This window comes from Rugamonas rubra (genome assembly GCF_900114705.1).
GTDB lineage: Bacteria > Pseudomonadota > Gammaproteobacteria > Burkholderiales > Burkholderiaceae_D > Rugamonas > Rugamonas rubra.
On the sequence record NZ_FOTW01000016.1, the window covers coordinates 117454 to 140684 of the forward strand.

Annotated in this window: 20 protein-coding genes; 15 read left to right on the plus strand and 5 right to left on the minus strand. The window is 64.4% G+C overall.

The features are described 5' to 3' along the window. The first annotated feature begins 52 nt into the window (after positions 1–52). Positions 53–3025: an EAL domain-containing protein gene (locus BM252_RS17350; protein ID WP_093388919.1), complete on the plus strand. Its 2973-nt coding sequence runs from the start codon at positions 53–55 to the stop codon at positions 3023–3025. Between the two features lie 151 nt (positions 3026–3176). On the opposite strand, the gene BM252_RS17355 is transcribed toward BM252_RS17350, so the two are convergent. Continuing rightward, positions 3177–4880, minus strand: coding sequence for an MFS transporter (locus BM252_RS17355; protein WP_174900569.1), 1704 nt, complete (start codon positions 4878–4880; stop codon positions 3177–3179). 318 nt (positions 4881–5198) lie between these two features. Here BM252_RS17355 and BM252_RS17360 point away from each other — a divergent pair, with 318 nt between their 5' ends. From BM252_RS17360 to BM252_RS17385, 6 genes are all read left to right on the plus strand, one after another. Further along, complete coding sequence (locus tag BM252_RS17360) at positions 5199–6377, plus strand: acetyl-CoA C-acyltransferase (RefSeq protein ID WP_093388921.1); 1179 nt, start codon at positions 5199–5201, stop codon at positions 6375–6377. Between the two features lie 147 nt (positions 6378–6524). Further along, the gene (locus BM252_RS17365) at positions 6525–8441 is read left to right on the plus strand and encodes an acyl-CoA dehydrogenase (protein WP_093388922.1); all 1917 of its coding nucleotides are present in this window, start codon (positions 6525–6527) and stop codon (positions 8439–8441) included. Between the two features lie 20 nt (positions 8442–8461). Continuing rightward, positions 8462–8764 (plus strand): Dabb family protein, encoded by a 303-nt coding sequence (locus tag BM252_RS17370; protein ID WP_093388923.1) that lies wholly within the window; start codon positions 8462–8464, stop codon positions 8762–8764. Between the two features lie 32 nt (positions 8765–8796). Continuing rightward, positions 8797–9579: an SDR family oxidoreductase gene (locus tag BM252_RS17375; protein ID WP_093388924.1), complete on the plus strand. Its 783-nt coding sequence runs from the start codon at positions 8797–8799 to the stop codon at positions 9577–9579. An 11-nt stretch (positions 9580–9590) separates the two neighbouring features. Then, on the plus strand, positions 9591–10586 hold the full coding sequence (locus BM252_RS17380) for an NADP-dependent oxidoreductase (RefSeq protein ID WP_093388925.1): 996 nt from the start codon (positions 9591–9593) through the stop codon (positions 10584–10586). Next, positions 10586–11509 (plus strand): SDR family oxidoreductase, encoded by a 924-nt coding sequence (locus BM252_RS17385; protein WP_093388926.1) that lies wholly within the window; start codon positions 10586–10588, stop codon positions 11507–11509. Before BM252_RS17380 ends, BM252_RS17385 begins: the two co-directional genes overlap by 1 nt. Positions 11510–11611: 102 nt before the next feature. On the opposite strand, the gene BM252_RS17390 is transcribed toward BM252_RS17385, so the two are convergent. Then, positions 11612–12130: a hypothetical protein gene (locus BM252_RS17390; RefSeq protein WP_139236568.1), complete on the minus strand. Its 519-nt coding sequence runs from the start codon at positions 12128–12130 to the stop codon at positions 11612–11614. Positions 12131–12247: 117 nt separating this feature from the next. Between BM252_RS17390 and BM252_RS17395 the strand changes: the two genes are divergently transcribed. The 4 genes from BM252_RS17395 to BM252_RS17405 all read left to right on the plus strand — a co-directional run bounded on the left by BM252_RS17395 (position 12248) and on the right by BM252_RS17405 (position 13591). Then, complete coding sequence (locus BM252_RS17395) at positions 12248–12436, plus strand: DUF1737 domain-containing protein (protein ID WP_093388928.1); 189 nt, start codon at positions 12248–12250, stop codon at positions 12434–12436. A gap of 100 nt (positions 12437–12536) precedes the next feature. Then, the gene (locus BM252_RS17400) at positions 12537–12932 is read left to right on the plus strand and encodes a VOC family protein (protein WP_093388998.1); all 396 of its coding nucleotides are present in this window, start codon (positions 12537–12539) and stop codon (positions 12930–12932) included. Between the two features lie 60 nt (positions 12933–12992). Beyond that, positions 12993–13067: a DUF7661 family protein gene (locus BM252_RS32225; RefSeq protein WP_425442335.1), complete on the plus strand. Its 75-nt coding sequence runs from the start codon at positions 12993–12995 to the stop codon at positions 13065–13067. 50 nt (positions 13068–13117) lie between these two features. Then, on the plus strand, positions 13118–13591 hold the full coding sequence (locus tag BM252_RS17405; protein ID WP_093388929.1) for a GNAT family N-acetyltransferase: 474 nt from the start codon (positions 13118–13120) through the stop codon (positions 13589–13591). 638 nt (positions 13592–14229) lie between these two features. On the opposite strand, the gene tnpC is transcribed toward BM252_RS17405, so the two are convergent. From tnpC to tnpA, 3 genes are read right to left on the minus strand one after another with little or no spacing between them, the layout of a single operon-like run. Next, a complete protein-coding gene (gene tnpC / locus BM252_RS17410; protein ID WP_093388930.1) occupies positions 14230–15771 on the minus strand; it encodes an IS66 family transposase in 1542 nt (513 codons plus the stop codon). A 29-nt stretch (positions 15772–15800) separates the two neighbouring features. After that, complete coding sequence (gene tnpB / locus BM252_RS17415) at positions 15801–16148, minus strand: IS66 family insertion sequence element accessory protein TnpB (RefSeq protein ID WP_093388931.1); 348 nt, start codon at positions 16146–16148, stop codon at positions 15801–15803. Next, entirely contained in the window at positions 16145–16564 is a 420-nt protein-coding gene (gene tnpA, locus BM252_RS32230) for an IS66-like element accessory protein TnpA (protein ID WP_139236570.1), read from the minus strand. Before tnpA ends, tnpB begins: the two co-directional genes overlap by 4 nt. Positions 16565–16982: 418 nt before the next feature. On the opposite strand from tnpA, the gene BM252_RS17430 reads away from it, so the two are divergent. From BM252_RS17430 to BM252_RS17445, 4 genes are all read left to right on the plus strand, one after another. After that, positions 16983–18323 carry a sensor domain-containing protein gene (locus tag BM252_RS17430; RefSeq protein WP_093388934.1) on the plus strand — a complete coding sequence of 447 codons (1341 nt, stop codon included), beginning with the start codon at positions 16983–16985 and terminating at the stop codon, positions 18321–18323. Positions 18324–18454: 131 nt separating this feature from the next. Continuing rightward, complete coding sequence (locus BM252_RS17435; protein WP_245774314.1) at positions 18455–19552, plus strand: Acg family FMN-binding oxidoreductase; 1098 nt, start codon at positions 18455–18457, stop codon at positions 19550–19552. 228 nt (positions 19553–19780) lie between these two features. Next, on the plus strand, positions 19781–20701 hold the full coding sequence (locus tag BM252_RS17440; RefSeq protein WP_093388935.1) for a prolipoprotein diacylglyceryl transferase: 921 nt from the start codon (positions 19781–19783) through the stop codon (positions 20699–20701). A 133-nt stretch (positions 20702–20834) separates the two neighbouring features. Continuing rightward, the gene (locus tag BM252_RS17445) at positions 20835–23216 is read left to right on the plus strand and encodes a DNA polymerase II (RefSeq protein ID WP_093388936.1); all 2382 of its coding nucleotides are present in this window, start codon (positions 20835–20837) and stop codon (positions 23214–23216) included. Positions 23217–23231: the final 15 nt, after the last annotated feature.

The window sequence follows — 23231 nt, forward strand, 5'->3', positions numbered from 1 at the left end:
CGCATGTTCTGCGCCTTGTCAAACAGGAGCCACCCGATGAAATCCCCGCGCCATGGCAGCACTCGCTAAGTTCCAGCAGAAGTTCCAGCAGCTGAGCCTGCGCACCCGCCTGCTGGTCGGCATGGCCGCCCTGGTGGCGCCGGTGCTGCTGGCGATACTGGCGGTCACCGCCAGCCAGCAATACCTTTCCTCCGCACTACAGGGATTCGTCGAGCGCGACAACCGCATCGTCGAGCTCAGCCTGCGCGCCAGCGCGGCGCTCTTGCAGGGCGCCGTCGATGGTCCGGCGCGGCTCGCGGCGCTGCGCGACGTGCGCGAAAACATGCGCCTGGCCGCCGCCGTGGCCGCCGAGCCGCTGCGCAGCGAGGCGCAGGACATCGGCCTGCTCAGCTACCAGGCCGGCGCCTATGCGCAACTGGCCCAGCGCATCGCCGCGCTGAGCGAACACGCCACCGAGGCCGGCCTGGCCGGCGAGCGGCGCCTGGGCTGGCTGCGCCACCAGGCCACGCTGCTGGCCCTGCTGGCGCCGCTGGTGGCGCTGGGCATCGGCCTGATGCTGGCCTTCGCCGTGGTGCGCGGCATCGACCGCACGCTGCGCGAATGCGTCGCCTTCGCCCGCGACGTGGCCGACGGCAAGCTGCCCAAGCGGCTGCAGGTCAACAGCGCCAGCGAGTTCGAGCAACTGGTCAACACCCTCAACGACCTGGCCGTCGACGCCCGCCACAACGAGGACGTGCGCCACCAGCAGGCCGCCAGCCTGCTGGTGCTGGAGCGCGTGGTGGCGCTGCGCGGCGCCTGCAACGCGGCGCTGGCCGGCGCCGTCGACGAGATGGCGATGCTGCAGGCCTTCTGCGAGGCGCTGGTCGAGGCCGGCCACTACCGGCTGGCCTGGATAGGCTACGCCCGCCGCGACGCCGAGCAGCACATCGAGCCGGTGGCGCACGGCGGCAGCGACCGCGACTATGTCGACCAGCTCAAGCTGAGCTGGGGCGAGGACGTGCGCCGCCGCGCCGCCGCCGGCACCGCCATCGTCCAGCGCCGCATCCTGGCCACCAGCGACGTCGCCCACGACCCATTGTTCGCCGCCTGGCGCGGCGGCGCGCTGCCGCGCGGGCTGCTGTCCTGCGTCGCCATGCCGCTGTGCTGCGGCGACGAGGTGATCGGCGCGCTCAACCTGTATGACGGCGCTGTCGGCCGCTTCGACGCCGCCGAGCTGGCGCTGCTGGGCGAGCTGCTGCGCAACCTGGAGCACGGCATCGCCCGCGTGCGCGAGGCGGCCGAGCGGCAGCGCATCGAGGCCTTGCTCGACCACCGCGTCAGCTTCGACACGCTGACCGGGCTGGCCAACCGGGTCACCCTGGAGGGCCGGCTGGCGCAGGCCGCCGAGCAGGCCAGGGCCGGCGGCAAGCAGCTGGCGGCGCTGTTCGTCGACCTGGACCGCTTCCGCGACGTCAACGACAACTTCGGCCACAAGGTGGGCGACCAGATGCTGGCCGAGGTGGCCCGCCTGCTCGAGTCGCTGGCCGGCGAGGGTGCCACGGTGGCGCGGCCGGCCAACGACGAGTTCGTCATCCTGCTGCCCGACGTCGAGTCCGGCGCGGCGGCCGGCGCGCTGGCCACCACCATTCTGGCGCGGCTGGGCCAGCCGCTGCCCGGCGGCCCGCCCAACGTGCGGCCGCTGGCCTCGATCGGCATCAGCCTGTTCCCCGACGACGGCGCCGACCCGACGGCGCTGCTGCGCACCGCCGACCTGGCCATGCAGGACGCCAAGGGCCTGGGCGGCAACACCTTCCGCTTCTTCGCGCCGGCCATGAACGCCCGCATGGCGGCGCGCTTCTCGATGGAGGCCGACCTGCGCCAGGCGCTCGAGCGGCAGGAGCTGCTGATGCACTACCAGCCGCAGGTGAGCCTGGCCAACGGCAACATCACCGGCGCCGAGGCGCTGATGCGCTGGCGCCATCCGACCCGCGGCATGGTGGCGCCGACCGAGTTCATCCGCCTGGCCGAGGAAACCGGCCTGGTGCTGCCGCTGGGCGCCTGGGCCATCGACAAGGTCTGCGCCCAGCTGCGCGCCTGGCGCGAGCAGGGCCTGGCGGTGCCGCCGGTGGCGGTCAACCTGTCGGCCCGGCAGTTCCACCAGAAGGACCTGCTGCAGGTGGTGCGCGCCGCGCTCAGCGGCAACGGCCTGGCGCCCGGCGCGCTCAAGCTGGAGGTGACCGAGAGCGCGGTGATGCACGACGTCGAGGCGGCCGTCGCCATCCTGGCCGAGCTCAAGCTGCTCGGCGTCGGCATCTCGCTCGACGACTTCGGCACCGGCTACTCCTCGCTGAGCTATTTGAAGCGCTTCCCCATCGACCAGCTGAAGATCGACCGCTCCTTCGTGCGCGACGTCACCACCGTGCCCGACGACGCCGCCATCTGCAACGCCGTTATCGGCCTGGCGCACAATATGCACATCAACGTCATCGCCGAGGGCGTCGAGACCGAGGGGCAGATGAACTACCTGCGGCGGCAACACTGCGACGAGATGCAGGGCTTCCTGTTCAGCAAGGCCGTGGCGCCGGCCGCCTTCGCCGAGATGCTGGCCGCGCACAAGAAGCTGGCGTTGCCGAGCGACAGCGCCGAGCGCACCATGTTGATCCTCGACGACGAGGTCAACATCGTCAAGGCGCTGTCGCGCACCCTGCGGCCGGACGGCTACCGCATCCTCACCGCCAACAACGCCGCCGACGCGCTGGCCCTGCTGGCGCTGCACCGGGTGCAGGTGGTGCTGTCCGACCAGCGCATGCCGGAGATGAGCGGCACCGAGTTCCTCAGCCGGGTCAAGGCGCTGTACCCGGAGACCATCCGCATCATCCTGTCCGGCTACACGGACTTGGAGTCGGTGATCGACGCCATCAACCGTGGCGCCGTCTACCGCTTCTTCACCAAGCCGTGGAACGACGAGCTGCTGCGCAACTGCATCGGCGAGGCCTTCCAGCAGCACCGCCTGATGTACCAGCATGAGGTGGCCGAACAGACCTGATGCGTTTTTTTTGATCGACTGCGGGGGCAGTGGCGCAACCCGCAACCCAGGGGTCTGACCCCGTACGGGGTCAGACCCCGTGGGGTATCGGGGTGTGGGGTCAAAAAAAAGCCGCCATCGCTGGCGGCTTTCGTCTTGCTGCGCAGGTGGATCAGTCGGCCGCGTAGATGTCGTTGTCGCGCGTCTCGCTGACGAACAGGGTGCCGATCACCACGGTCGCCAGGGCGATCACGATCGGATACCACAGGCCGTAGTAGATGTCGCCCTTGAAGGCGACCAGCGCGAAGGCGGTGGTCGGCAGCAGGCCGCCGAACCAGCCGTTACCGATATGGTAAGGCAGCGACATCGAGGTGTAGCGGATGCGGGTCGGGAACATTTCGACCAGCATGGCGGCGATCGGGCCGTACACCATGGTCACGTACAGCACCAGCACGAACAGCAGCAAGACCATCATCGGCTTGTTGATCTGCTCGGGATCGGCCTTGGCCGGATAGCCGGCCGCCTTGATGGCGGTGCCGGCCTCCTTCTTGAACTCGGCCTCCTTCTTCTTGCTGTCGGCGTCGAAGTTCAGGCCGTCGGCGGTCATGACGGCGTTGAACGAGGTCAGTTCCTTGTCGCCCACCTTGATGACGGCCATGCTGCCGGCCGGCGCGTCGATCTTGGTGTAGGCGACCGAGCCGGCGGCCAGGATCTGGGTGGCGATGTCGCAGGACGAGGGGAACTTCTTGGTGCCGGTCAGGTTGAACTGGAAGTGGCAGGAGGCCGGGTCGGCCACCACCACCACCGGCGAGTTCTTCAAGGCCGTTTCCAGCGCCGGATTGCCGAAGTGGGTCAGGCCGGCGAACAGCGGGAAGTAGGTCAGCGCGGCGATCAGGCAACCGCCGAGGATGATGTACTTGCGGCCGATGCGGTCCGACAGGGTGCCGAAGAAGATGAAGAACGGCGTCGCCAGCAGCAGCGCGATGGCGATCAGGATGTTGGCGGTGGCGATGTCGATCTTCAGCGTTTGCAGCATGAAGAACAGGGCGTAGAATTGGCCGGTGTACCAGACGACGGCCTGGCCCATGGTCAGGCCGACCAGCGCCAGGATGACGATCTTCAAGTTCTTCCACTGGGCGAAGGCCTCGCTGAGCGGCGCCTTCGAGGTCTTGCCCTCGGCCTTCATCTTGGCGAAGGCGGGCGACTCGTTCATCGACAGGCGGATCCACACCGACACGCCGAGCAGCAGCACGGAGACCAGGAAGGGCACGCGCCAGCCCCAGGCGTTGAAGCCTTCCTCGCCGATCGCCAGGCGGGTGCCCAGGATCACCATCAGCGACAGGAAGAAGCCCAGCGTGGCGGTGGTCTGGATCCAGGCGGTGAAGGCGCCGCGCTTGCCCTCGGGGGCGTGCTCGGCGACGTAGGTGGCCGCGCCGCCGTATTCGCCGCCCAGCGCCAGGCCCTGCAGGATGCGCAGGGTGACCAGGATGATGGGGGCGGCGATGCCGATCGCGGCGTAGCCGGGCAGCAGGCCGACGATGAAGGTCGAGGCGCCCATGATCAGGATGGTGACCAGGAAGGTGTATTTACGCCCGATCATGTCGCCCAGGCGGCCGAACACCAGCGCGCCGAAGGGACGCACGATGAAACCGGCGGCAAATGCCAGCAGGGCGAAAATGAAGGTGGTGGTGGGGTCGCCGATGAAAAATTGCTTGGCGATGATGGATGCGAGCGAGCCGTACAGGTAAAAATCGTACCACTCGAACACCGTCCCCAGCGAGGATGCAAAGATGACCTTGCGTTCCTCGGGCGTGATCGGGTTGGACTTTTGGCCCATCTTGCGCACATCCGCAGAACTGCCGGTTGTAACTGCCATGATTTGTCTCCTTATATTATTTATTGAGCAACGTCGGCGGATTCGGGTGTTCTCCCCGTTTTTATCAGCTTGACTGAGTGTGGGCGCTTAAGCTTACGCCAAGCTTGCTCCAAACTTACGCAAAGCTTACAGAATATTAAGGTGGATCGGGGTGAAAGCTGCTATAAAAAGTTCTCTGAAAATTTGCGAACGACCGTACTAAAATATGCTATTCTCGTCCTTATCAGTGCACACAATACCGCGCCGCGGCGTGCGGGGCGACCCGCGCGTCCGGCTTGCGGATGACAAAACAAAACACTTTTCCTCCAGGAGACTCACATGATAGATGCCGTCATCGTATCGACCGCCCGCACCGCCTTGGCCAAATCGTGGAAGGGCGCGTTCAACATGACGCACGGCGCCACGCTGGGCGGCCACGCCCTGCAGGCGGCCATCGCCCGCGCCAACATCGAGGCCGGCGAGGTGGAGGACGTGCTGGTCGGCTGCGCCAACCCCGAGGGCGCCACCGGCGGCAACATCGCGCGGCAGATCGCCATCCGTGCCGGTTGCCCGGTGAGCACCGGCGGCATGACCATCAACCGCTTCTGCTCGTCCGGCCTGCAAACCATCGCCACGGCGGCCCAGCGCATCATCGCCGGCGAGGGCGACATCTACGCCGCCGGCGGCGTCGAGTCCATTTCCTGCGTGCAGCAGGAGATGAACATGCATATGTATAAGGAAGTCTGGCTGGCCGAGCACAAGCCGGAGATCTACTGGCCGATGCTGCAAACGGCCGAGACCGTCGCCAAGCGCTACAACATCAGCCGCGAACGCCAGGACGAATACGGCGCGCAGAGCCAGCTACGGGCCGCCGCCGCCCAGGCCGCCGGCCTGTTCAACGCCGAGATCGTGCCGATGACAACCATCATGGGCGTGGCCGACAAGGCCAGCGGCATGTTGCTCAGCCGCGAAGTGACCATCTCCACCGACGAGGGCATCCGCGCCGACACCACCTACGAGGCCGTCTCCAAGATCCGCAGCGCCGTGCCCGGCGGCGTGATCAGCGCCGGCAACGCCAGCCAGTTCTCCGACGGCGGCTCGATGGCCATCGTGATGAACGCCAAGACCGCCGCCGCCAAGGGCCTGCAACCGCTGGGCATCTTCCGCGGCTTCGCCGTGGCCGGCTGCGAGCCGGACGAAATGGGCATCGGCCCCGTCTTCGCCATTCCCAAGCTGTTGAAGAAGGCCGGCTTGACGGTCGCCGACATCGGCCTGTGGGAACTCAACGAAGCCTTCGCCGTGCAGGTGCTGTACTGCGCCGACAAGCTGGGCATTCCGCTCGACCGCCTCAACGTCAACGGCGGCGCCATCGCCGTCGGCCACCCCTACGGCGTGTCGGGCGCCCGCCTGACCGGCCACGCGCTGATCGAAGGCAAGCGCCGCGGCGTCAAGTACGTCGTCGTGACGATGTGCATCGGCGGCGGCCAGGGCGCGGCCGGCTTGTTCGAAGTGGTCTAAACGGCCTCGGCCGCGACACGGCTTCAGGGTCAGACCCTAGGGTCTGACCCTATGCTCTGACCCTCGCTGCGCGCCGCCGGGTTTGCCAGCTCGCCATCTCATGCCATCTCACGCCATCAGCACATTCCACCTCCTCAAGGCACCCGAATGCAATCGACCCTGCTGTCGCGCCGCGACATCGAATTCATGCTCTACGAATGGCTGGACGCGGAGGCGCTGAACCGCCGCCCGCGCTTCCAGGACCACAACCGCGAAACCTTCGACGCCGCCATCGACACGGCCGAACAGATCGCCACCGACCTATTCGCCCCCCACAATAAAAAGAGCGACCAGCAGGAGCCGCACGCCGTGCCGGACGGCAACTGCCTGCGCGTGCAAATCGTTCCCGAGGTCAAAACCGCGCTGGACGCCTTCTGCGCCGCCGGCTTGATGGCCGCCGGCCAGGACTTCGAGCGCGACGGCATGCAACTGCCGACGGTGGTGGAAAAGGTGCTGTCGGCCTACTTCACCAGCGCCAACGTCAGCACCGCCGCCTACATCTTCCTCACCGTCAGCAGCGCCAACACCCTGCTCAAGTGCGGCACGCCGGAACAGGTGCGGCGCTTTGTCGAGCCCATGTTCGCCGGCAAGTTCTTCGGCACCATGTGCTTGTCCGAGCCGCAGGCCGGCTCCAGCCTGTCCGACATCAGCACCCGCGCCGAACCGGACCCGGCCGCCGGCGTCGACGGCGAGCGCCAGTACCGCCTGCGCGGCAACAAGATGTGGATCTCGGCCGGCGAGCACGAACTGGCCGGCAACATCGTCCACCTGGTGCTGGCCAAGATCCCCGGCCCGGACGGCAAGCCGATTGCCGGCGTCAAGGGCATCTCGCTGTTCCTCGTGCCCAAGTTCCTGGTCAACGCCGACGGCAGCCTGGGCGAACGCAACGACGTCGTGCTGGCCGGCCTGAACCACAAGATGGGCAATCGCGGCACCAGCAACTGCCTGCTCAACTTCGGCGAGGGCAAGTTCCAGCCGGAAGGCAAGGGCGGCGCCATCGGCTACCTGGTCGGCACCGCCCACCAAGGCCTGGCCAACATGTTCCACATGATGAACGAGGCGCGCATCGCCGTCGGCCTGGGCGCCGCCGTGCTCGGCTACACCGGCTACCTGCACGCGCTCGACTATGCCCGCAACCGGCCGCAGGGCCGCCATCCGGCGCAGAAGGACCCGGCCCAGCCGCAGCTGCCCATCATCGAGCACACCGACGTGCGACGCATGTTGTTGGCGCAGAAGGCCTACGTTGAAGGCGGCCTCGGCCTGGTGCTGTACAGCGCCCGCCTGGTCGACGAGCAACGCAGCGCCGAGACGCCGGAGGCGCGCGAGCACGCCGGCCGCCTGCTCGACTTCCTCACCCCGATCACCAAGTCCTGGCCCTCGCAATGGTGCGTCGAGGCCAACAGCCTGGCGATCCAGGTACACGGCGGCTACGGCTACACCCGCGAATACAATGTTGAACAGTTCTACCGCGACAACCGCTTGAACGCCATCCACGAAGGCACCCACGGCATCCACGGCTTGGACTTGCTGGGCCGCAAGGTGTCGATGCAGGACGGCGCGCTGTTCAAGGCCTTCGCCGGCGAGCTGCGCAAGACCGTGCGCAAGGTGCGCGGCAGCGTCGGCGTGCCGGCCCACGCCGGCGCCGGCCTGCCGGCCGAGCTGGCCGCCGAGCTCGCCAGCGAACTGCTGGCCCACGCCGCCGCGCTGGAGTCCAGCTGGCAACGGGTGGAACAAGTCACGCTGGCCCTGTATGCTGCCGGGGACATGAACAAGACGCTGGCCAACGCCAGCGCCTACCTGGAAGCGGTCGGCCACGTGGTGGTGGCCTGGATCTGGCTGCAGCAGGCGCTGCTGGCCGCCAGCCAATTGCCCGAGGCCAAGGCCGCCGACACCGACTTCTACCGGGGCAAGTTGCAGGCCTGCCGCTTCTTCTTCCGCTGGGAACTGCCCAAGGTCGAACAGCAGCTGGCCTTGCTCGAAAGCATAGACACCACCACGCTCGATATGCAAAACGCGTGGTTTTAACGAATCGATACGAAAAACATATGATCAAACACATCGTCCTCTGGAAACTCAAGGAACACGCCGAAGGCGCCGACCGCGCCAGCAACGCCGCCAAGATGAAAACCATGCTCGACGCCTGCGCCGATCTGGTGCCCGGCATCCTGAAATTGGAGGCGGTGGTGGCCCAGCCCGGCCTGGAGGCGACGTACGACGTGGTGCTCTACTCGGAATTTGCCGACAAGGCCGCGCTGGACGCCTACCAGAACCATCCCTCGCACCTGGCGCTCAAACCATTCTTCGGCGCCGTGCGCGAAGCGCGCCAGTGCATGGATTACGAAATCTAATACCGCAACCCCCACAACAATAAGGAAGAGACATGCGTACAACACAAGAATTGTTTTCCCTCGCCGGTAAAACCGCGCTGGTCACCGGCGGCTCGCGCGGCCTGGGCCTGCAAATGGCGCTGGCCTTGGGCGAGCAGGGCGCCAAGGTGGTGATCTCCTCGCGCAAGCAGGCCGATTTGGACGAGGCGCTGGCTTTCCTGGCCGAGCAGGGCGTGACCGCCACCGCCGTCGCCGCCGACCTGCAGGACGACGCCCAGGTCACCACCTTGGTCGACGCCGCCATGAGCCAGCTCGGCCACATCGACATCCTGATCAACAACGCCGGCGCCAGCTGGGGCGCGCCGGCCGAGGACCACCCGATCGAAGCCTGGGACAAGGTGATGAACCTCAACATCCGCAGCATCTTCCTGGTGTCGCAGGCGGTCGGCAAGCGCTCGATGATTCCGCGCAAGTATGGCCGCATCATCAACATCGCCTCCATCGCCGGCTTCAGCGGCAACCCGCCGGGTACGATGAAAACCATTGCCTACAACACCTCCAAGGCCGCCGTGATCAACTTCACGCGCACCCTGGCGGGCGAGTGGGGCGCCTACGGCATCACCGTCAACGCGGTGGCGCCGGGCTTCTTCCCGTCCAAGATGACCAAGGGCATCCTTGAGAAACTGGGCAGCGACGAGCTGGCCAAGGGCGCGCCGCTGCAACGCATCGGCGACAACGAGGACTTGAAGGGCGTGGCGGTGCTGTTCGCCTCCGACGCCGGCAAACACATCACCGGCCAGACGTTGGCGGTGGACGGCGGCGTATCCGCCGTCTAAGGAGCATCGACATGACTACATTCCAACGCATTGTTCTAGCCCAGCGCCCGCGCGGCGAAGTGTTAGCCAGCAATTTCCGCCTGGAGACGGTTGAGGTGCCCGCCCTGGCCGACGGCCAAGTGCTGGTACGCAACCATTTCCTCTCGCTGGACCCGTATATGCGCGGCCGTATGAGCGACGCCAAGAGCTACGCCGCGCCGCAGCCGCTCGACGAAACCATGATCGGCGGCACCGTCGGCCAGGTGGTCGAGTCGAAGAACCCCAAGTTCGCCGTCGGTGAGCACGTCGCCGGCATGTTCGGCTGGGCCGAAATGGGCGTCTCCGACGGCGCCCTGCTGCGCAAGCTCGACGTCAGCCGGATTCCGCTGTCGGCCTATCTGGGCCCGGTCGGCATGACCGGCATGACCGCCTGGTACGGCCTGAACCAGATCATGCAACCGAAGGCCGGCGAGACGGTGGCGGTGTCGGCCGCCAGCGGCGCCGTCGGCAGCGTGGTCGGCCAGCTGGCCAAGCTGCGCGGCTGCCGCGTGGTCGGCATCGCCGGCGGCAAGGAAAAGTGCGACTACGTCGTCAACGAGCTGGGCTTCGACGCCTGCGTCGACTACAAGGCCGGCAACCTGCAGGCCGACTTGGCCGCCGCCGCGCCGAACGGCATCGACGCCATCTTCGAAAACGTCGGCGGCGAGGTGTTCGACGCCGCGCTGGCGCGCACCAACGCCTTCGCCCGCGTCGCCCTGTGCGGCATGATCGCCGGCTACAACGGCGCCGACGTGGAGATCAAGAACGCCCGCGTCCTGCTGACCAACCGCCTGACGCTGCGCGGCTTCATCGTCACCGAGCACATGGAATTCTGGCCGCAAGGCCTGACGGAACTGGGCATGCTGGTCGCGACCGGCAAGCTCAAGTATCGGGAAACGGTGGCGCCCGACCTGGCCGCCGCCCCGGAAGCGTTCATTGGCCTGCTCAAAGGCAAAAACTTCGGCAAACAACTGGTGAAACTGATCTGATGAAAACATTCAAAGACAAAGTCGTCGTCATTACCGGCGGCGCGAGCGGTTTGGGTAGGGAATTCGCCAACGTGGCGGCGCGCCTGGGCATGAAACTGGTGCTGGCCGACGTGCAGCGCGACGCGCTCGACCGCGCCAAGGAAGAGCTGGCGGCCCAGGGCGCCAGCGTCATCGCCATGCTTTGCGACGTGCGCAAGGGCGAGCAGGTGCAGGCGCTGGCCGACGCCACCGTCGCCGAGTTCGGCGGCGTGAACCTGGTGTTCAACAACGCCGGCGTGGGTTCGGGCGGCTTGATCTGGGAAAACACCGAGGCGGACTGGGAGTGGGTGCTGGGCGTCAACGTCTGGGGCGTGATCCACGGCGTGCGCATTTTCACCAAGCTGATGCTGGACGCCGCCGCCAAGGACCCGTCCTTCGAGGGGCACATCGTCAACACCGCCTCGATGGCCGGGCTGTTGAACGCGCCGGCGATGGGCGTCTACAACGTTTCCAAGCACGCCGTGGTGTCGCTGACGGAAACCTTGTATCAGGATCTGCAACTGGTCGGCGCGCCGGTGGGCGCCTCCGTGCTGTGCCCGTACTTCGTGCCGACCGGCATCAGCCAGTCGCACCGCAACCGGCCCGACGACGTGCGCATGACCAAGGGACCAACCGCCAGCCAACTGGCCTCGCAGGCGATGACGGACAAGGCCGTGTCGTCCGGCAAGGTATCGGCCGTCGACGTGGCCGAGCTGACCTTCAAGGCGATCGCCGACGGCCAGTTCTACATCTACTCGCATCCAGACGCGCTGGCCGGCGTGCAGATGCGCATGGAAGAGATCGTGCAGCATCGCAATCCGAGCGATCCGTACAAGGCCACGCCGCATGTGCGCGAGGCCCTGCGGGCTAAGATGAAGTTGGGCGAGGCTGCGCCCAAGGCCTGAGGCTAGACTTGAATCGGCCGGCGGCGGCCAACGTCGCCGCCGGCCGGCATATGCTTCAAGGTCATATCATTTGGCTTTCTTCAGCCGCAATCCGCATCTACCTTACGGCTTGCCAACTTCGGCAAGCCGTCCATTCTTCAGTACCAACTTGATCGTTGTCCGTTTGCTCGGGAAGTTCGGTGCATCGTCCGGGCCGACTTCCAGTGCAGGGATGGTGATTTCCGCAGTGTGCGTTTTCGGATCGCGCACCAGTTTCGCGGCCAGACTCGTCACGCCGCGCCAGCCCTTGCCGCCGATGGGAATCACGTCCATCAAGGTGTAGTGGGGCCGCTTTCCGTCTTCGTCCGTTTCGTAGCTGAACATGGCGAAATACTGGGTGTGGTTGTTGCCGCCGCCAAATCCTTCCACAGTAAATACCGTCAGCGCCACTTGCTCGCCTTTTTGCGGACTCAGCATCTTGAACAGGGTCGCCTTCGGATAGCCGACCGCGTATGGATCGCGCAGTAGCTCCGTCAAGCGCTCGACCTGATCGATCAGGGGTTTCGGCGCGGTCTCCGTGGCTGGCGCAGCCATGGCGGTCGAGGTGGCAAAGAGGAGTGCAATGAGAAGTCGAAATGGCATGGGAATAATCTTGTAGAATTGACGACGTGATAATACACTTAAAGTTGGCATTGTACTAAGCGAGCTCTTCGGCAATGCTACTGCTAGCCAGCAATCATTTATAGGAATCAGCAAACCATGAGCACTCCACCGGACGACTTGCCAGTGTACCGAGTTCTAACTGGTCCAGACGATGCGAAGTTTTGCCGTCGTGTTAGCGAAGCCCTGGCACTTGGATATGTACTTTACGGTTCGCCGGCACTGACCTTCAATGGCGAAAATGTTGTTGTGGCGCAAGCTGTGGTGTGGCCTGGGGTGGCGGCATAGGGGCCTCAGCTCGGCCAGAATGGTTTTTTGCTTGCTTCGGTAAGTTTAGTGTAAATTAAGCAATTTTCGCCGCTTCTTACATGTTTACGAGGATGAATTGATGCAATTGTCCAACTATCTCTTTTTCACTACAACTTGCGAGCAGGCATTGGAGTTTTACACCCAGTGCGGGCTGGGCCGAGTAAGCGATGTTTTGCGATTTGGCGTTGATGGCATGCCGGTTCGTCATGAATCCATGCGCGGCAAAATCATGCATGCAAGATTTGAAGGGCCGGGTGTTCTGTTCTTTGCCTCTGACAATGATGATGCGGAGCCAATGCGAGGGTCCGCACATATTTTGCAGATGAATGATAAGCAGTTGACGAAACAGATTTTTGACAAATTGGCGGACGGAGGCGTAGTCACCACACCTCTAGATACGCAGGTTTGGGGCGACTATTTCGGTAAGTTGACCGACCGGTTTGGCGTGCAGTGGATGCTGAACTGTTCGGCTTGAATTAAGCCTGTTGAGAGTGGTCAATTTACCAAAACCAGCCGGAAACGCACAACTTCGGAGTTGTGTGAATATTTGGCGGACCTATTTCATGAGAATGCGACACCTCGAAACTGCAATGCGGTTCAATTAAAATAAAGTCGGTGTTCGGCCATGAGCCGCCACTCGAGATTTGGAGGAAAGCAACGATGCTCGTACGCGACTATACTGAACTAGATTTTCGCGCTGTGTGTCGTATCTATATTGACGCAAAACGGGACGAGCTTCAGTTCGAAAGCGGTGAGTTTGAAATCACTCCACTAGACCAAGATGCTGTTATTTTGGCAGCGTTCAAGGAGTCAACTGTAGTGGTTTTCGAAGATAGTGAAGTTTTAGGATTCGCAGCCGTACACGACAATCAATTACGTGCATTGTTCGTTCGCCGGGATGCTCGCGGTATTGGCGTTGGACAAGCGTTGCTTGACGCCGCGTTCTCGATGAATGCGGCTGGTCTTGTTCTTAACGTTGCGAAGTCGAATATAGGAGCGCGGAAATTTTACCTACGCAATGGCTTTTTGGCTGTTGGCGAGGCTGACCGTACGTACCATGACAAGACAATCACTTACATTCAGATGAAGTTTGCTTCGCTAAATGCGAATGTGTGGCAGCAACCTACCGATTGAAGACACTACAATCAGCTTTAGAGTTGAGTCGGTCCGCCCCAGCACTCCGGGTCAGCCCTAACTATTTAATCAAGGAAAGCAAGAATCGTACCGATTCTCGTCCCCTTATCTCAGGCGTTAGGCCTCACGAAAGCAAGCACTCGCACATGACTGTCCGTTCATAGTTCAACACCCACTCCCACCCATGATTGGATGCTGCGCATGCCCCACCACTTATACAACCCGCCCGGCCGATCTATCTGGACGTTCATGACCCTGTGTCTGCTGAGCCCAGCACACGCCCAGCAATGCATAGACCCACCAGCCCAGACCGCACCATACATTCGTGCTGCTGTAACTGCCACTCTAGCGTCAGTGACAAAGTTGGGTTCCGGCAGCGGATTTGGTATCGCCATAGAAGGCGGGATGCGTGACGTCTATCGCCAGTATCCTAATGCTGACAAGTTGGTAGTAATGCAGGCGCTCCTCGCACAATCATGCGAAGTCATCAAGGGACTTTCTCTCTCCGCGCCGGAGAAACTGTCGGCGTACAAGGATACTCAGAGTCGGGTTCTTCGTAAGCGTCTGCCCAGTGACGTCTTGAGCGGGCTGGTGATTTGATCGATGATGGCATCACACCGCTGGGAAGCGGCGTAATCTCAGAGGGCTGCCGGCAGGTTGCAGTTCCAAGGCAAGAAATCATCAACCCGGTTGACGGGATGATCGGCGATATGCGTCAGCACGTGCCGCAACCAGGCTTCGGGGTCGACACCGTTCAGTTTGGCTGTGCCGATCAGGGAGTAGATCGCGGCGGCGCGCTCCCCGCCGCTGTCGGCGCCGGCAAACAGATAGTTGCGTCGGCCGATGGCCACGCCACGCAAGGCGCGTTCGGCCGCCGAGTTGTCAATCTCGACGGCGCCGTCGTCGCAGTAGCGCAGCAGCGCCGGCCAGAGTTTGAGCGCGTACAGGATTGCCGCCGCCGTGTCGGACTTGCGCGATAGCGTGTCGAGCGTGGCGCGCAGCCAGTGCTCGAGGTCGTCGAGCAGTGGGCGCGAGCGGGCTTGCCGGGCATTTTTTCGTTCGTCGGGCGGCTTGCCACGAATCTCGGCCTCGATCACATAGAGCTCGGCGATCCGGCGCAGTGCCTCGGTGCTCAGCGGCGTCGGTCGCGCCGCGTGCAGGTCGTGGAATTTGCGCCGCGCGTGCGCCCAGCAGGCCGCTTCGCGGACCTTGCCGTCGTCGAACAAGGCGTTGAAGCCGGCGTAGGCGTCGGCCTGCAGCACACCTTCGAACTTGGCCAGGTGTGTCTGCGGATGGATGCCCTTGCGGTCGGGCGTGTAGGCAAACCAGACCGCCGGCGGCGCGGTGTCGCCGGAGGGCCGGTCGTCGCGCACATAGGTCCACAGGCGCGCTGTTTTGGTCTTGCCGTTGCCGGGCGCCAGCACCGGAATCGGGGTGTCGTCGGCATGCAACTTCGATGCGGCCAGCACATGGCGTCGAACGGCGTCGACCAACGGACGCAGCAAGGCGCTGGCGGCGCCGACCCAGCTCGCCAGCAGCGCGCGATCCAAGTCGACGCCTTCGCGGGCGTAGATGACGGACTGGCGGTACAACGGCAGGTGGTCGGCGAACTTCGCCACCAGGATGTGCGCCAGCAGGCCGGGGCCGGCGATGCCGCGCTCGATCGGCCGGCTCGGCGCAGGCGCCTGGACGATGGCGTCGCAGCAGGCGCAGGCCAGCTTGGGGCGTACATGGCGGATCACGCGGAAGCTGGCCGGCACGAACTCCAGTTGCTCGGCCACGTCCTCGCCCAGCGGCCGCAGGCCGCCACCGCAGGCGGGGCAGGCATCGGCCGTCGGCGCATACACCTTCTCGTCACGCGGAAGATGCTCGGGCAAGGGCCGGCGCACCGACTTCTTGCGCGGCGCCTGGTCGGCCGCCGGCATCTCGCGGGCCGCCTCGGCCTCGTCGGCCTGCAGGTCCTCCAGTTGCAGTTCCAACTGTTCGATCTGATGGTCCAGCTTTTCGGACTTGCGGCCGAACTGCATGCGCCGCAATTTGGCGATCTGCAGCTTGAGGTGCTCGATCTCGACGGCGCGCGTGTTCAGTTGATCGCGCAGACCTTCCACCAACTCGTCTTGGGCGAGCAGCAGCGCCTTCAAGGCGGCGATGTCGTTGGGCAGGTCGGCAAGGTTGAGCATGGGCCAAGTTTACGCGAGCCCTGCGACGTTTACAAGGCCGACGTCGGTTTCCACGTGCGTTCCGGCCGCCGCCAGTCTATCCCCTCAAGCAGCATCGACAGCTGCGCCGGTGTCAGCGCCACAGAGCCGTTGCTGGCCTGCGGCCAGATGAAGCGCCCGCGCTCAAGCCGCTTGGCCAACAGGCACAGGCCATCGCCGCTCCACCACAGTAATTTGACGAGGTCGCCGCGTCGGCCACGGAACACAAACACGTGGCCGCTGAACGGATCCTCCTCCAGCGCCGTCTGCACTTTGGCAGCCAGGCCATTGAAACCGGAGCGCATGTCGGTGGTGCCGGCGGCGAGCCAGACCTTGGTACCAGTGGGCAGGCCGATCATCGCAGCACCCGATCCAGCACTTGCGCCAGCGTCGATGCATTGGGCTGGCCTTCGATCCGCACGCGGACCTCGCCCAGCTCAAGCACGACAATACCGTTGGCATTGGCGGTGTCGTTACTCGGAGCCGGCACCGTTGACGCCAGCACCACCGGCAACAAGCCATCGTCACGCATTAACGCAGGCACGCCGAGGCGGCCTTGCTCATAAAGACGGCGCCAGCTGAACACCTGGTTGGCGTTGACGCCGTGGTCACGGGCGATGCGAGCGACCGACGCACCCGGCTCCAGCGACAGCGCCACCAATGCGCGCTTGAACTCCAGCGGGTGCTGGCGATAGTGGCCGCGCGCATTCGTGGAAATGATTGGTTGAAAATTTGTGTCCATAATCGAAATGTGTGGGCACAAATGCTGTGCCAAGATTCGATCATGAATGACGCTGTTCAGGTAGTCCAGACGGCGCTGGGAAGACGCTTACAGAAGTACGCAAAGGACGCAGACTTCTCTGTACGAGTTGGCCTGATAACCAACGACTTGTACGCAAAGTACCCTAACGCCGATCGACTCATCCTCGCGCAGGCAATGCTCGCGTCGGTTTGCAGCCTTCTAAATTCAGTGAACGTTCCAGACCGCGAGAAGATTGAGAAGTATTCAGACACCGAAGCCAAAGTACTCTCGCTGTTTGCGAACCCGCGAACGCCAGCGAGTGGCGCAGCCAAGTGAGGCCATCGCCAATCGGGCCCATCCTGCCTGTCAAACGCGCTCAAGTTGTTGGACTTTGGTAACAGCGGCTTGGATACCGGCTTGCGTTTGACAATTTGGACTAGAATCGAGCGATATGAAAAAGTCGTTTTCAGCCACAATCGCCCGCTTCACTGACTTGCTGATGGATGCCGTCTGCATTGTCGACGTCGACGGTCGTTTTGTGTTTGTCAGCTCCGCCTGTGAGCGCATCTTCGGCTACACCCAGCAGGAAATGATCGGCAGGCAAATGATCGATCTGGTGTTGCCGGCGGATAGGGCCCGTACACTGGCGGCGGCGCGCGCCATCACGGACGGCCAGGCCAATTCCAGCTTTGAAAACCGCTACGTCCGCAAGGATGGCCAGATTGTCCACATCATGTGGTCGGCATGCTGGTCCGAGGCGGACCAGTTGCGCGTTGCCGTGGCACGCGACGTTACCGCCATAAAGCAGGCCGAAGCCATGCAGGTCGCCTTGTACGCGATCTCCGAAGCGGCTCATGCGAGCGACGATTTACCGACCCTGTTCCAGCGCGTCCATCAGATCATCGGCGCGCTGCTGCCGGCGCCCGGATTCGGGGTTGCCTTACGGAGAGAAGACGGCCGGCCCCTGCAGTTCACCTACCATGCGAACGCTGACGGTCCCGCGCCGCCGCACCCGTTGGCGCACCTGCTGGGCGAGGAAGTGTTGCGCAGCGGCCTGCCGGTGCGCATTTCGCCGACGACCCTGCCGTACCTGACGGCGCAGTTGCGGGCGGCTGCCGGGCCGGCGCCGGACTGTTGGATCGGCGCACCCCTGGCAACTACCAAGGACCTGATCGGCGTGCTGTTGTTGCAGAGCAGCGGTGGACAAAGCCAGGACAGCTACACCGACCGCGACCAAGACTTGCTGATGTTCGTGTCCAAGCAGGTGGCGACGGCGATTCAGCGCAAGCAGTTGCATAGCAGTCTGCGCTTTATGGCGCAGCACGACGAACTGACCCAACTGCCCAACCGGCGCCTGTTCCACGATCGGCTCGAGATGGCGCTGGCCCGGGCGCAGCGCCACCAGAGCATGCTGTCGCTGCTCTTCATCGACCTGAACAAATTCAAGGAAGTAAATGATTCCTTTGGCCATGCCTGCGGAGACTTGCTGCTGCGCAAAGTGGCGCAACGCCTGAAGGAATGCGTGAGGGAAGCCGATACCGTGGCGCGTCTCGGCGGCGACGAATTCGTCATCATCCTGGAGGAAATGTTGGTGCCCGAGGATGCTGCGCAGATCAGGGACAAAATCCACCAGGTGCTGTTGGCACCCATTCTGCTGCCCGATGGCAGTAGTCTGACTATCACAGCGAGTATCGGGGTGGCGCACTACCCCGAGCACGGCAGTGACGGGCAGCAGTTGCTACGCTATGCCGACCAGGCTATGTACGGCAGCAAGTTGCAGAAGGTGGACTAAACCACCTGGCCGCTCCGGCCGCGTTGCACATATCTAGCATGAAAAGTTATCCGGTAGAATTGATGGGCTGATCATAGCCTCAAAGTTGGCATGATACTAAGAGCAGCACTTCGATCTAGCTGGGGACTATTATGCTGAACAGACGAACAATCCTGCTGGGCGGCGGCGCCGTGGCGCTGGCCGGCGTTGGCGGCGCTTATCTCGGAATGCGTAGCATGGGCTCCATGGAGGAATACAACTCCTCCATTGCGGCAAACCGCGCAGCGTTAGCACGTAGGCCGGAAACGAGCGAGTTGGTACGTTGCGCAGCGCTTGCAGCGAACAGCCACAACACTCAACCATGGTGGTTTAAGATCAAGCAGAGCGGGATTGAAATCCACCCCGATCTGGCGCGGCAGCTTGCCGCCGTGGACCCGGACAATCACCATTTGTATGCAAGTCTGGGCTGCGCGGCGGCAAATCTGGGCGTCGCCGCAGCGATGGGCGGCAGGCCCGGCGAACTCAGCTTCAACCCGGCCGACCAAGGCGCGGTGGTGTTCTCGTTCGGCGGTGGCGCGGCCGCCGAGCCTGCGCTGTTCGAGGCCATCGCAAAGCGGCAATCAACCCGTGGCGACTATGACGGCAAGCCCGTCAGCCCGGCGGACCTGGCAACGCTGGCCAGGGCCGCAGCGCTACCAGGCGTCGATCTGCACCTCATTTCGGATCGGCCGCGGATGGAGCGCGTGCGCGATCTCGTCGTTGCCGGCAACAGCAAGCAGATGGCGGACCCCGCTTTCATGCGGGAACTGAAAACGTGGCTGCGTTTCAGTCCTCGACAAGCGATGCAGACCGGCGACGGCTTGTTCAGTGCCTCGAGTGGCAATCCCCCCTTGCCGGCATGGCTTGGGCCGGTGCTGTTCGATGTCGGCTTTAAGGCGGCGGCCGAGAATGACAAATACTCCCGACAGATCGCGTCATCGGCAGGTGTCGCGGTGTTTGTCGCGCAGAAGAGTGATCCCGAGCATTGGGTACTTGCCGGCATGGCCTGCCAGCGCTTTGCGCTCGCTGCCACCGCGCTCGGCCTCAAGCACGCCTTTATCAACCAGCCGGTGGAGGTGGCCGGCCTGCGACCGGAACTTGCCGCCCTGGTTGGCGTGCCCGGGCGCCGACCGGATATCGTGATGCGCTTTGGCTACGGGCCGGCGCTTCCGTTCTCGTCGCGTAGGCCGGTCAGCGCGGTGCTGGCGTAAGCAGCTTCGGCAAAGTTTCGCAGCGGGGGATGATCGTCTGCGCATGATCACCTGCGCGCGAGGTGGCGGCAATCGACATCTGGTGTAGGCTTGCTGCCAAACAGGCCTGCGCTGGCCACGGCTTAATCCGGGCTGAAGGTTTGCGACCATCTCCGTTTTGACGGGCCGGACGTGCTACATTTGCGGCTTCCGCTCGCGCGGCCACCTGCATCGATGAAGAGAGAATTCATGTCGTATCCGTATTTGAGCGATGTCATCAAGGCCTACACCGGCTACGACCTGCCCATGCCGCTGGCCACCTTCGGCCTGCTGGTCGCCCTGGCGACGCTGGCCGCCGGCGCCTGCATGAAGGTGGAGATGCGCCGGCTGTACCAGGCCGGCCGCTTGGGCAAGGCCTGGCGCCACGTCAAAGGCGCGGACGGCGTGCCCGTGCTGGTCGAGAAGCCGCCGCAGGACATCGTGCCCGACCTGACCATCGCGGTGCTGATCGCCGGCGTGCTCGGCGCCCGCATCTTCCACATCTTCGAGCATCTGGACAGCTTTGCCGCCGCGCCTTGGGACATGATCTTCAGCCGCTCTGGGCTGAGCATCTTCGGCGGCCTCATCTTCGGCACGCTGACCGGCATGCTGTTCGTCAAGCGCTGGAACCTGACACCGCGTCCCTTGCTCGACGCCGCCGCCGGCGCCATGATGTTGGGCTACGGCATCGGCCGCATCGGCTGTCAGATCTCCGGCGACGGCGACTGGGGCGGCGTAGCCAACATGGCCCTCAAGCCGGACTGGTTGCCCACCTGGGCCTGGGCGCAGACCTACGACAACAATATCTACGGTGAACTGATCGCCGCCCCCGGCGTCTATCCGACACCGATCTACGAGACCTTGATGGCCTTCGCCTGCTTCGCGCTGTTGTGGGCGCTGCGCAAGCATCCGTTCAAAACCGGCTGGCTGTTCTCGGTCTATTTGGTGCTGGCCGGCCTGGAGCGGCTGCTGATCGAGCAGATCCGCGTCAATCCGGTGCTCGACTTCGCCGGCATCCACGCCACGCAGGCGGAGATGATCGCCGTCGCGCTGACGGCCTGCGGCGTGCTGGGCCTGTCGCTGTTGAGCCGGCGGGCAAGCCAGCCGGCGCCGCTAGTTGCTACCCGGTAAAGATCGCTCAGCGCGCGTTGGCGCTTTGCTTTAAGATGCGGGGCCGCCGCCCGTGCGCCGCCGGCGGCGCCATGCGATAAGGCATCAAGAATAATGCAAGAACACGCCTGAGCGGCGCTTTGAAGGTAGTACCTTGGATCAACCACAACAGGGCTTTTTGGGTTTCCTATTAACCCGCCACTGGCGCGACACGGCCGCCGGCACGGAGGTCGACTTCTGGCTGGCGACCGACGACGGGCCGCGCCACCTGCGCCTGCCGCCGCAGACGTCGGTGGCCTTCATCCCGGCCGAGCAACGCGAGCAGGCCGAACTGGTGCTGCGCGGCGAGCGCCATTGCGAGCTGCGGCCGCTGGCACTGACCGATTTCCACCACCGCCCCGTGCTGGGCCTGTATTGCCGCCAATACCGCGTGTTGATGAAGCTGGAGAAACGCCTGCGCGAGCACGGTGTCGACGTCTACGAGGCCGACGTGCGGCCGCCCGAGCGCTACCTGATGGAACGCTTCATCACCGCCCCGGTCAGCTTCGACGGCCGCGCCGGCGCCGGCACCAAGGGGCCGCTGCTCGACAGCCACATGCGGCCGGCGGCCGGCTACCGGCCCACGCTGCGGCTGGTGTCGCTGGACATCGAAACCACCTCCCATGGCGAGCTGTACTCGATCGCGCTGGAGGGCTGCGGCCAGCGCCAGGTCTACATGCTGGGGCCGCCCAACGCCGAGGCCGGCGCGCTCGACTTCGAGCTGGAGTATTGCGACAGCCGCGCGCAGATGATCGAGCGGCTGAACAGCTGGATGGAACGGCACGATCCGGACGCCATCATCGGTTGGAACCTGGTGCAGTTCGACCTGCGCGTGCTGCGCCGGCACGCCGAGCGCTACAACATGCCGCTGCGCTTCGGCCGCGACGGCAGCGAGATGGAGTGGCGCGAGCACGGCGGCAAGCAGCAGCATTTCTTCGCCGCCGCCGCCGGCCGCCTGATTATCGACGGCATCGAGGCGCTCAAGTCGGCGACCTGGAGTTTCCCCTCGTTCAGCCTGGAGCATGTGTCGCAGGCGCTGTTGGGCGAGGGCAAGTCGATCGACAATCCCTACGACCGCATGGCCGAAATCGACCGCCGCTTCGCCGAGGACAAGCCGGCCCTGGCGCGCTACAACCTGAAGGACTGCGAGCTGGTCACGCGCATCTTTGCCAAGACCGAGCTGCTGACCTTCCTACTGGAGCGGGCCAGCGTGACCGGCCTGGCGGCCGACCGCAGCGGTGGTTCGGTGGCCGCCTTCGAGCACCTGTACATGCCGATGATGCACCGCCAGGGCTATGTGGCGCCGAACCTGGGCGACGTGGTGGGCGACAACAGCCCGGGCGGCTACGTGATGGACTCGCGCTCCGGCCTGTACGACTCGGTGCTGGTGCTCGACTACAAGAGCCTGTACCCTTCGATCATCCGCACCTTCCTGATCGACCCGGTCGGCCTGGTGGTCGGCACGGCGATGGCGGACGAGGCGGCGACGGTGCCGGGTTTCCGTGGCGGCCGCTTCGCGCGCGACAAGCATTGCCTGCCGGCCATCGTCAAGCAGATCTGGCAGGGGCGCGAGACGGCCAAGCGCGAGCACAACAAGCCGCTGTCGCAGGCCCTGAAGATCATCATGAACGCCTTCTACGGCGTGCTGGGCTCGGACGGCTGCCGCTTCTTCGACCCGCGCCTGGCCTCGTCGATCACCTTGCGCGGCCAGGAGATCATGCACCGCACGCGCGCGCTGATCGAGGCGCAGGGCTACCAGGTGATCTATGGCGACACCGACTCGACCTTCGTCTGGCTCGGCCATGCCCACGACGACGCGCAGGCCGGCGTGATCGGCCGCGCGCTGGTGGCCCAGGTCAACCTGTGGTGGAGCGCCCACCTGCGCGAGGAGTTCGGCCTCGACAGCGCGCTCGAGCTGCAGTACGAGACGCACTACCGCCGCTTCCTGATGCCGACCATCCGTGGCTCCGAGCTGGGCAGCAAGAAGCGCTATGCCGGCCTGGTCGGCAAGCCGGACGGCACGGAGGAGATGATCTACAAGGGCCTGGAGACGGTGCGCAGCGACTGGACGCCGCTGGCGCAGCAATTCCAGCAGGCCTTGTACCAACGCATCTTCAAGGGCGAGGCCTACCAGGACTATCTGCGCGACTATGTGCGGCGCACGGCGGCCGGCGAGTTCGACGAGCTGTTGGTCTACCGCAAGCGGCTGCGACGGCCGCTGGAGGAGTACGAGCGCAACGTGCCGCCGCATGTGCGAGCGGCGCGCATCGCCGACGAGTACAACCGGCGCCACGGCCGGCCGCAGCAGTATCAGCGCGGCGGCTGGATACGCTATGTTATGACGACGGCCGGGCCGGAGCCCTTGGAGGTGCGCCGCGCGCCGATCGACTACGAGCACTACCTGACGCGGCAGTTGCAGCCGGTGGCCGACGCCATCCTGCCTTTCCTGCGCGACGACTTCGCCACGCTGACCAGTTTGCAGCAGACCTTGTTCTAAATGGATGGCTAGAAA

Excerpts from the sequence above, each read along its gene's own strand:
- BM252_RS17350 (WP_093388919.1), top strand. The coding sequence starts at position 53 with ATGGCAGCACTCGCTAAGTTCCAGCAGAAGTTCCAGCAGCTGAGCCTG.
- BM252_RS17355 (WP_174900569.1), bottom strand. The coding sequence starts at position 4,880 with ATGGCAGTTACAACCGGCAGTTCTGCGGATGTGCGCAAGATGGGCCAA.
- BM252_RS17360 (WP_093388921.1), top strand. The coding sequence starts at position 5,199 with ATGATAGATGCCGTCATCGTATCGACCGCCCGCACCGCCTTGGCCAAA.
- BM252_RS17365 (WP_093388922.1), top strand. The coding sequence starts at position 6,525 with ATGCAATCGACCCTGCTGTCGCGCCGCGACATCGAATTCATGCTCTAC.
- BM252_RS17370 (WP_093388923.1), top strand. The coding sequence starts at position 8,462 with ATGATCAAACACATCGTCCTCTGGAAACTCAAGGAACACGCCGAAGGC.
- BM252_RS17375 (WP_093388924.1), top strand. The coding sequence starts at position 8,797 with ATGCGTACAACACAAGAATTGTTTTCCCTCGCCGGTAAAACCGCGCTG.
- BM252_RS17380 (WP_093388925.1), top strand. The coding sequence starts at position 9,591 with ATGACTACATTCCAACGCATTGTTCTAGCCCAGCGCCCGCGCGGCGAA.
- BM252_RS17385 (WP_093388926.1), top strand. The coding sequence starts at position 10,586 with ATGAAAACATTCAAAGACAAAGTCGTCGTCATTACCGGCGGCGCGAGC.
- BM252_RS17390 (WP_139236568.1), bottom strand. The coding sequence starts at position 12,130 with ATGCCATTTCGACTTCTCATTGCACTCCTCTTTGCCACCTCGACCGCC.
- BM252_RS17395 (WP_093388928.1), top strand. The coding sequence starts at position 12,248 with ATGAGCACTCCACCGGACGACTTGCCAGTGTACCGAGTTCTAACTGGT.
- BM252_RS17400 (WP_093388998.1), top strand. The coding sequence starts at position 12,537 with ATGCAATTGTCCAACTATCTCTTTTTCACTACAACTTGCGAGCAGGCA.
- BM252_RS17405 (WP_093388929.1), top strand. The coding sequence starts at position 13,118 with ATGCTCGTACGCGACTATACTGAACTAGATTTTCGCGCTGTGTGTCGT.
- tnpC (WP_093388930.1), bottom strand. The coding sequence starts at position 15,771 with ATGCTCAACCTTGCCGACCTGCCCAACGACATCGCCGCCTTGAAGGCG.
- tnpB (WP_093388931.1), bottom strand. The coding sequence starts at position 16,148 with ATGATCGGCCTGCCCACTGGTACCAAGGTCTGGCTCGCCGCCGGCACC.
- BM252_RS17430 (WP_093388934.1), top strand. The coding sequence starts at position 16,983 with ATGAAAAAGTCGTTTTCAGCCACAATCGCCCGCTTCACTGACTTGCTG.
- BM252_RS17435 (WP_245774314.1), top strand. The coding sequence starts at position 18,455 with ATGCTGAACAGACGAACAATCCTGCTGGGCGGCGGCGCCGTGGCGCTG.
- BM252_RS17440 (WP_093388935.1), top strand. The coding sequence starts at position 19,781 with ATGTCGTATCCGTATTTGAGCGATGTCATCAAGGCCTACACCGGCTAC.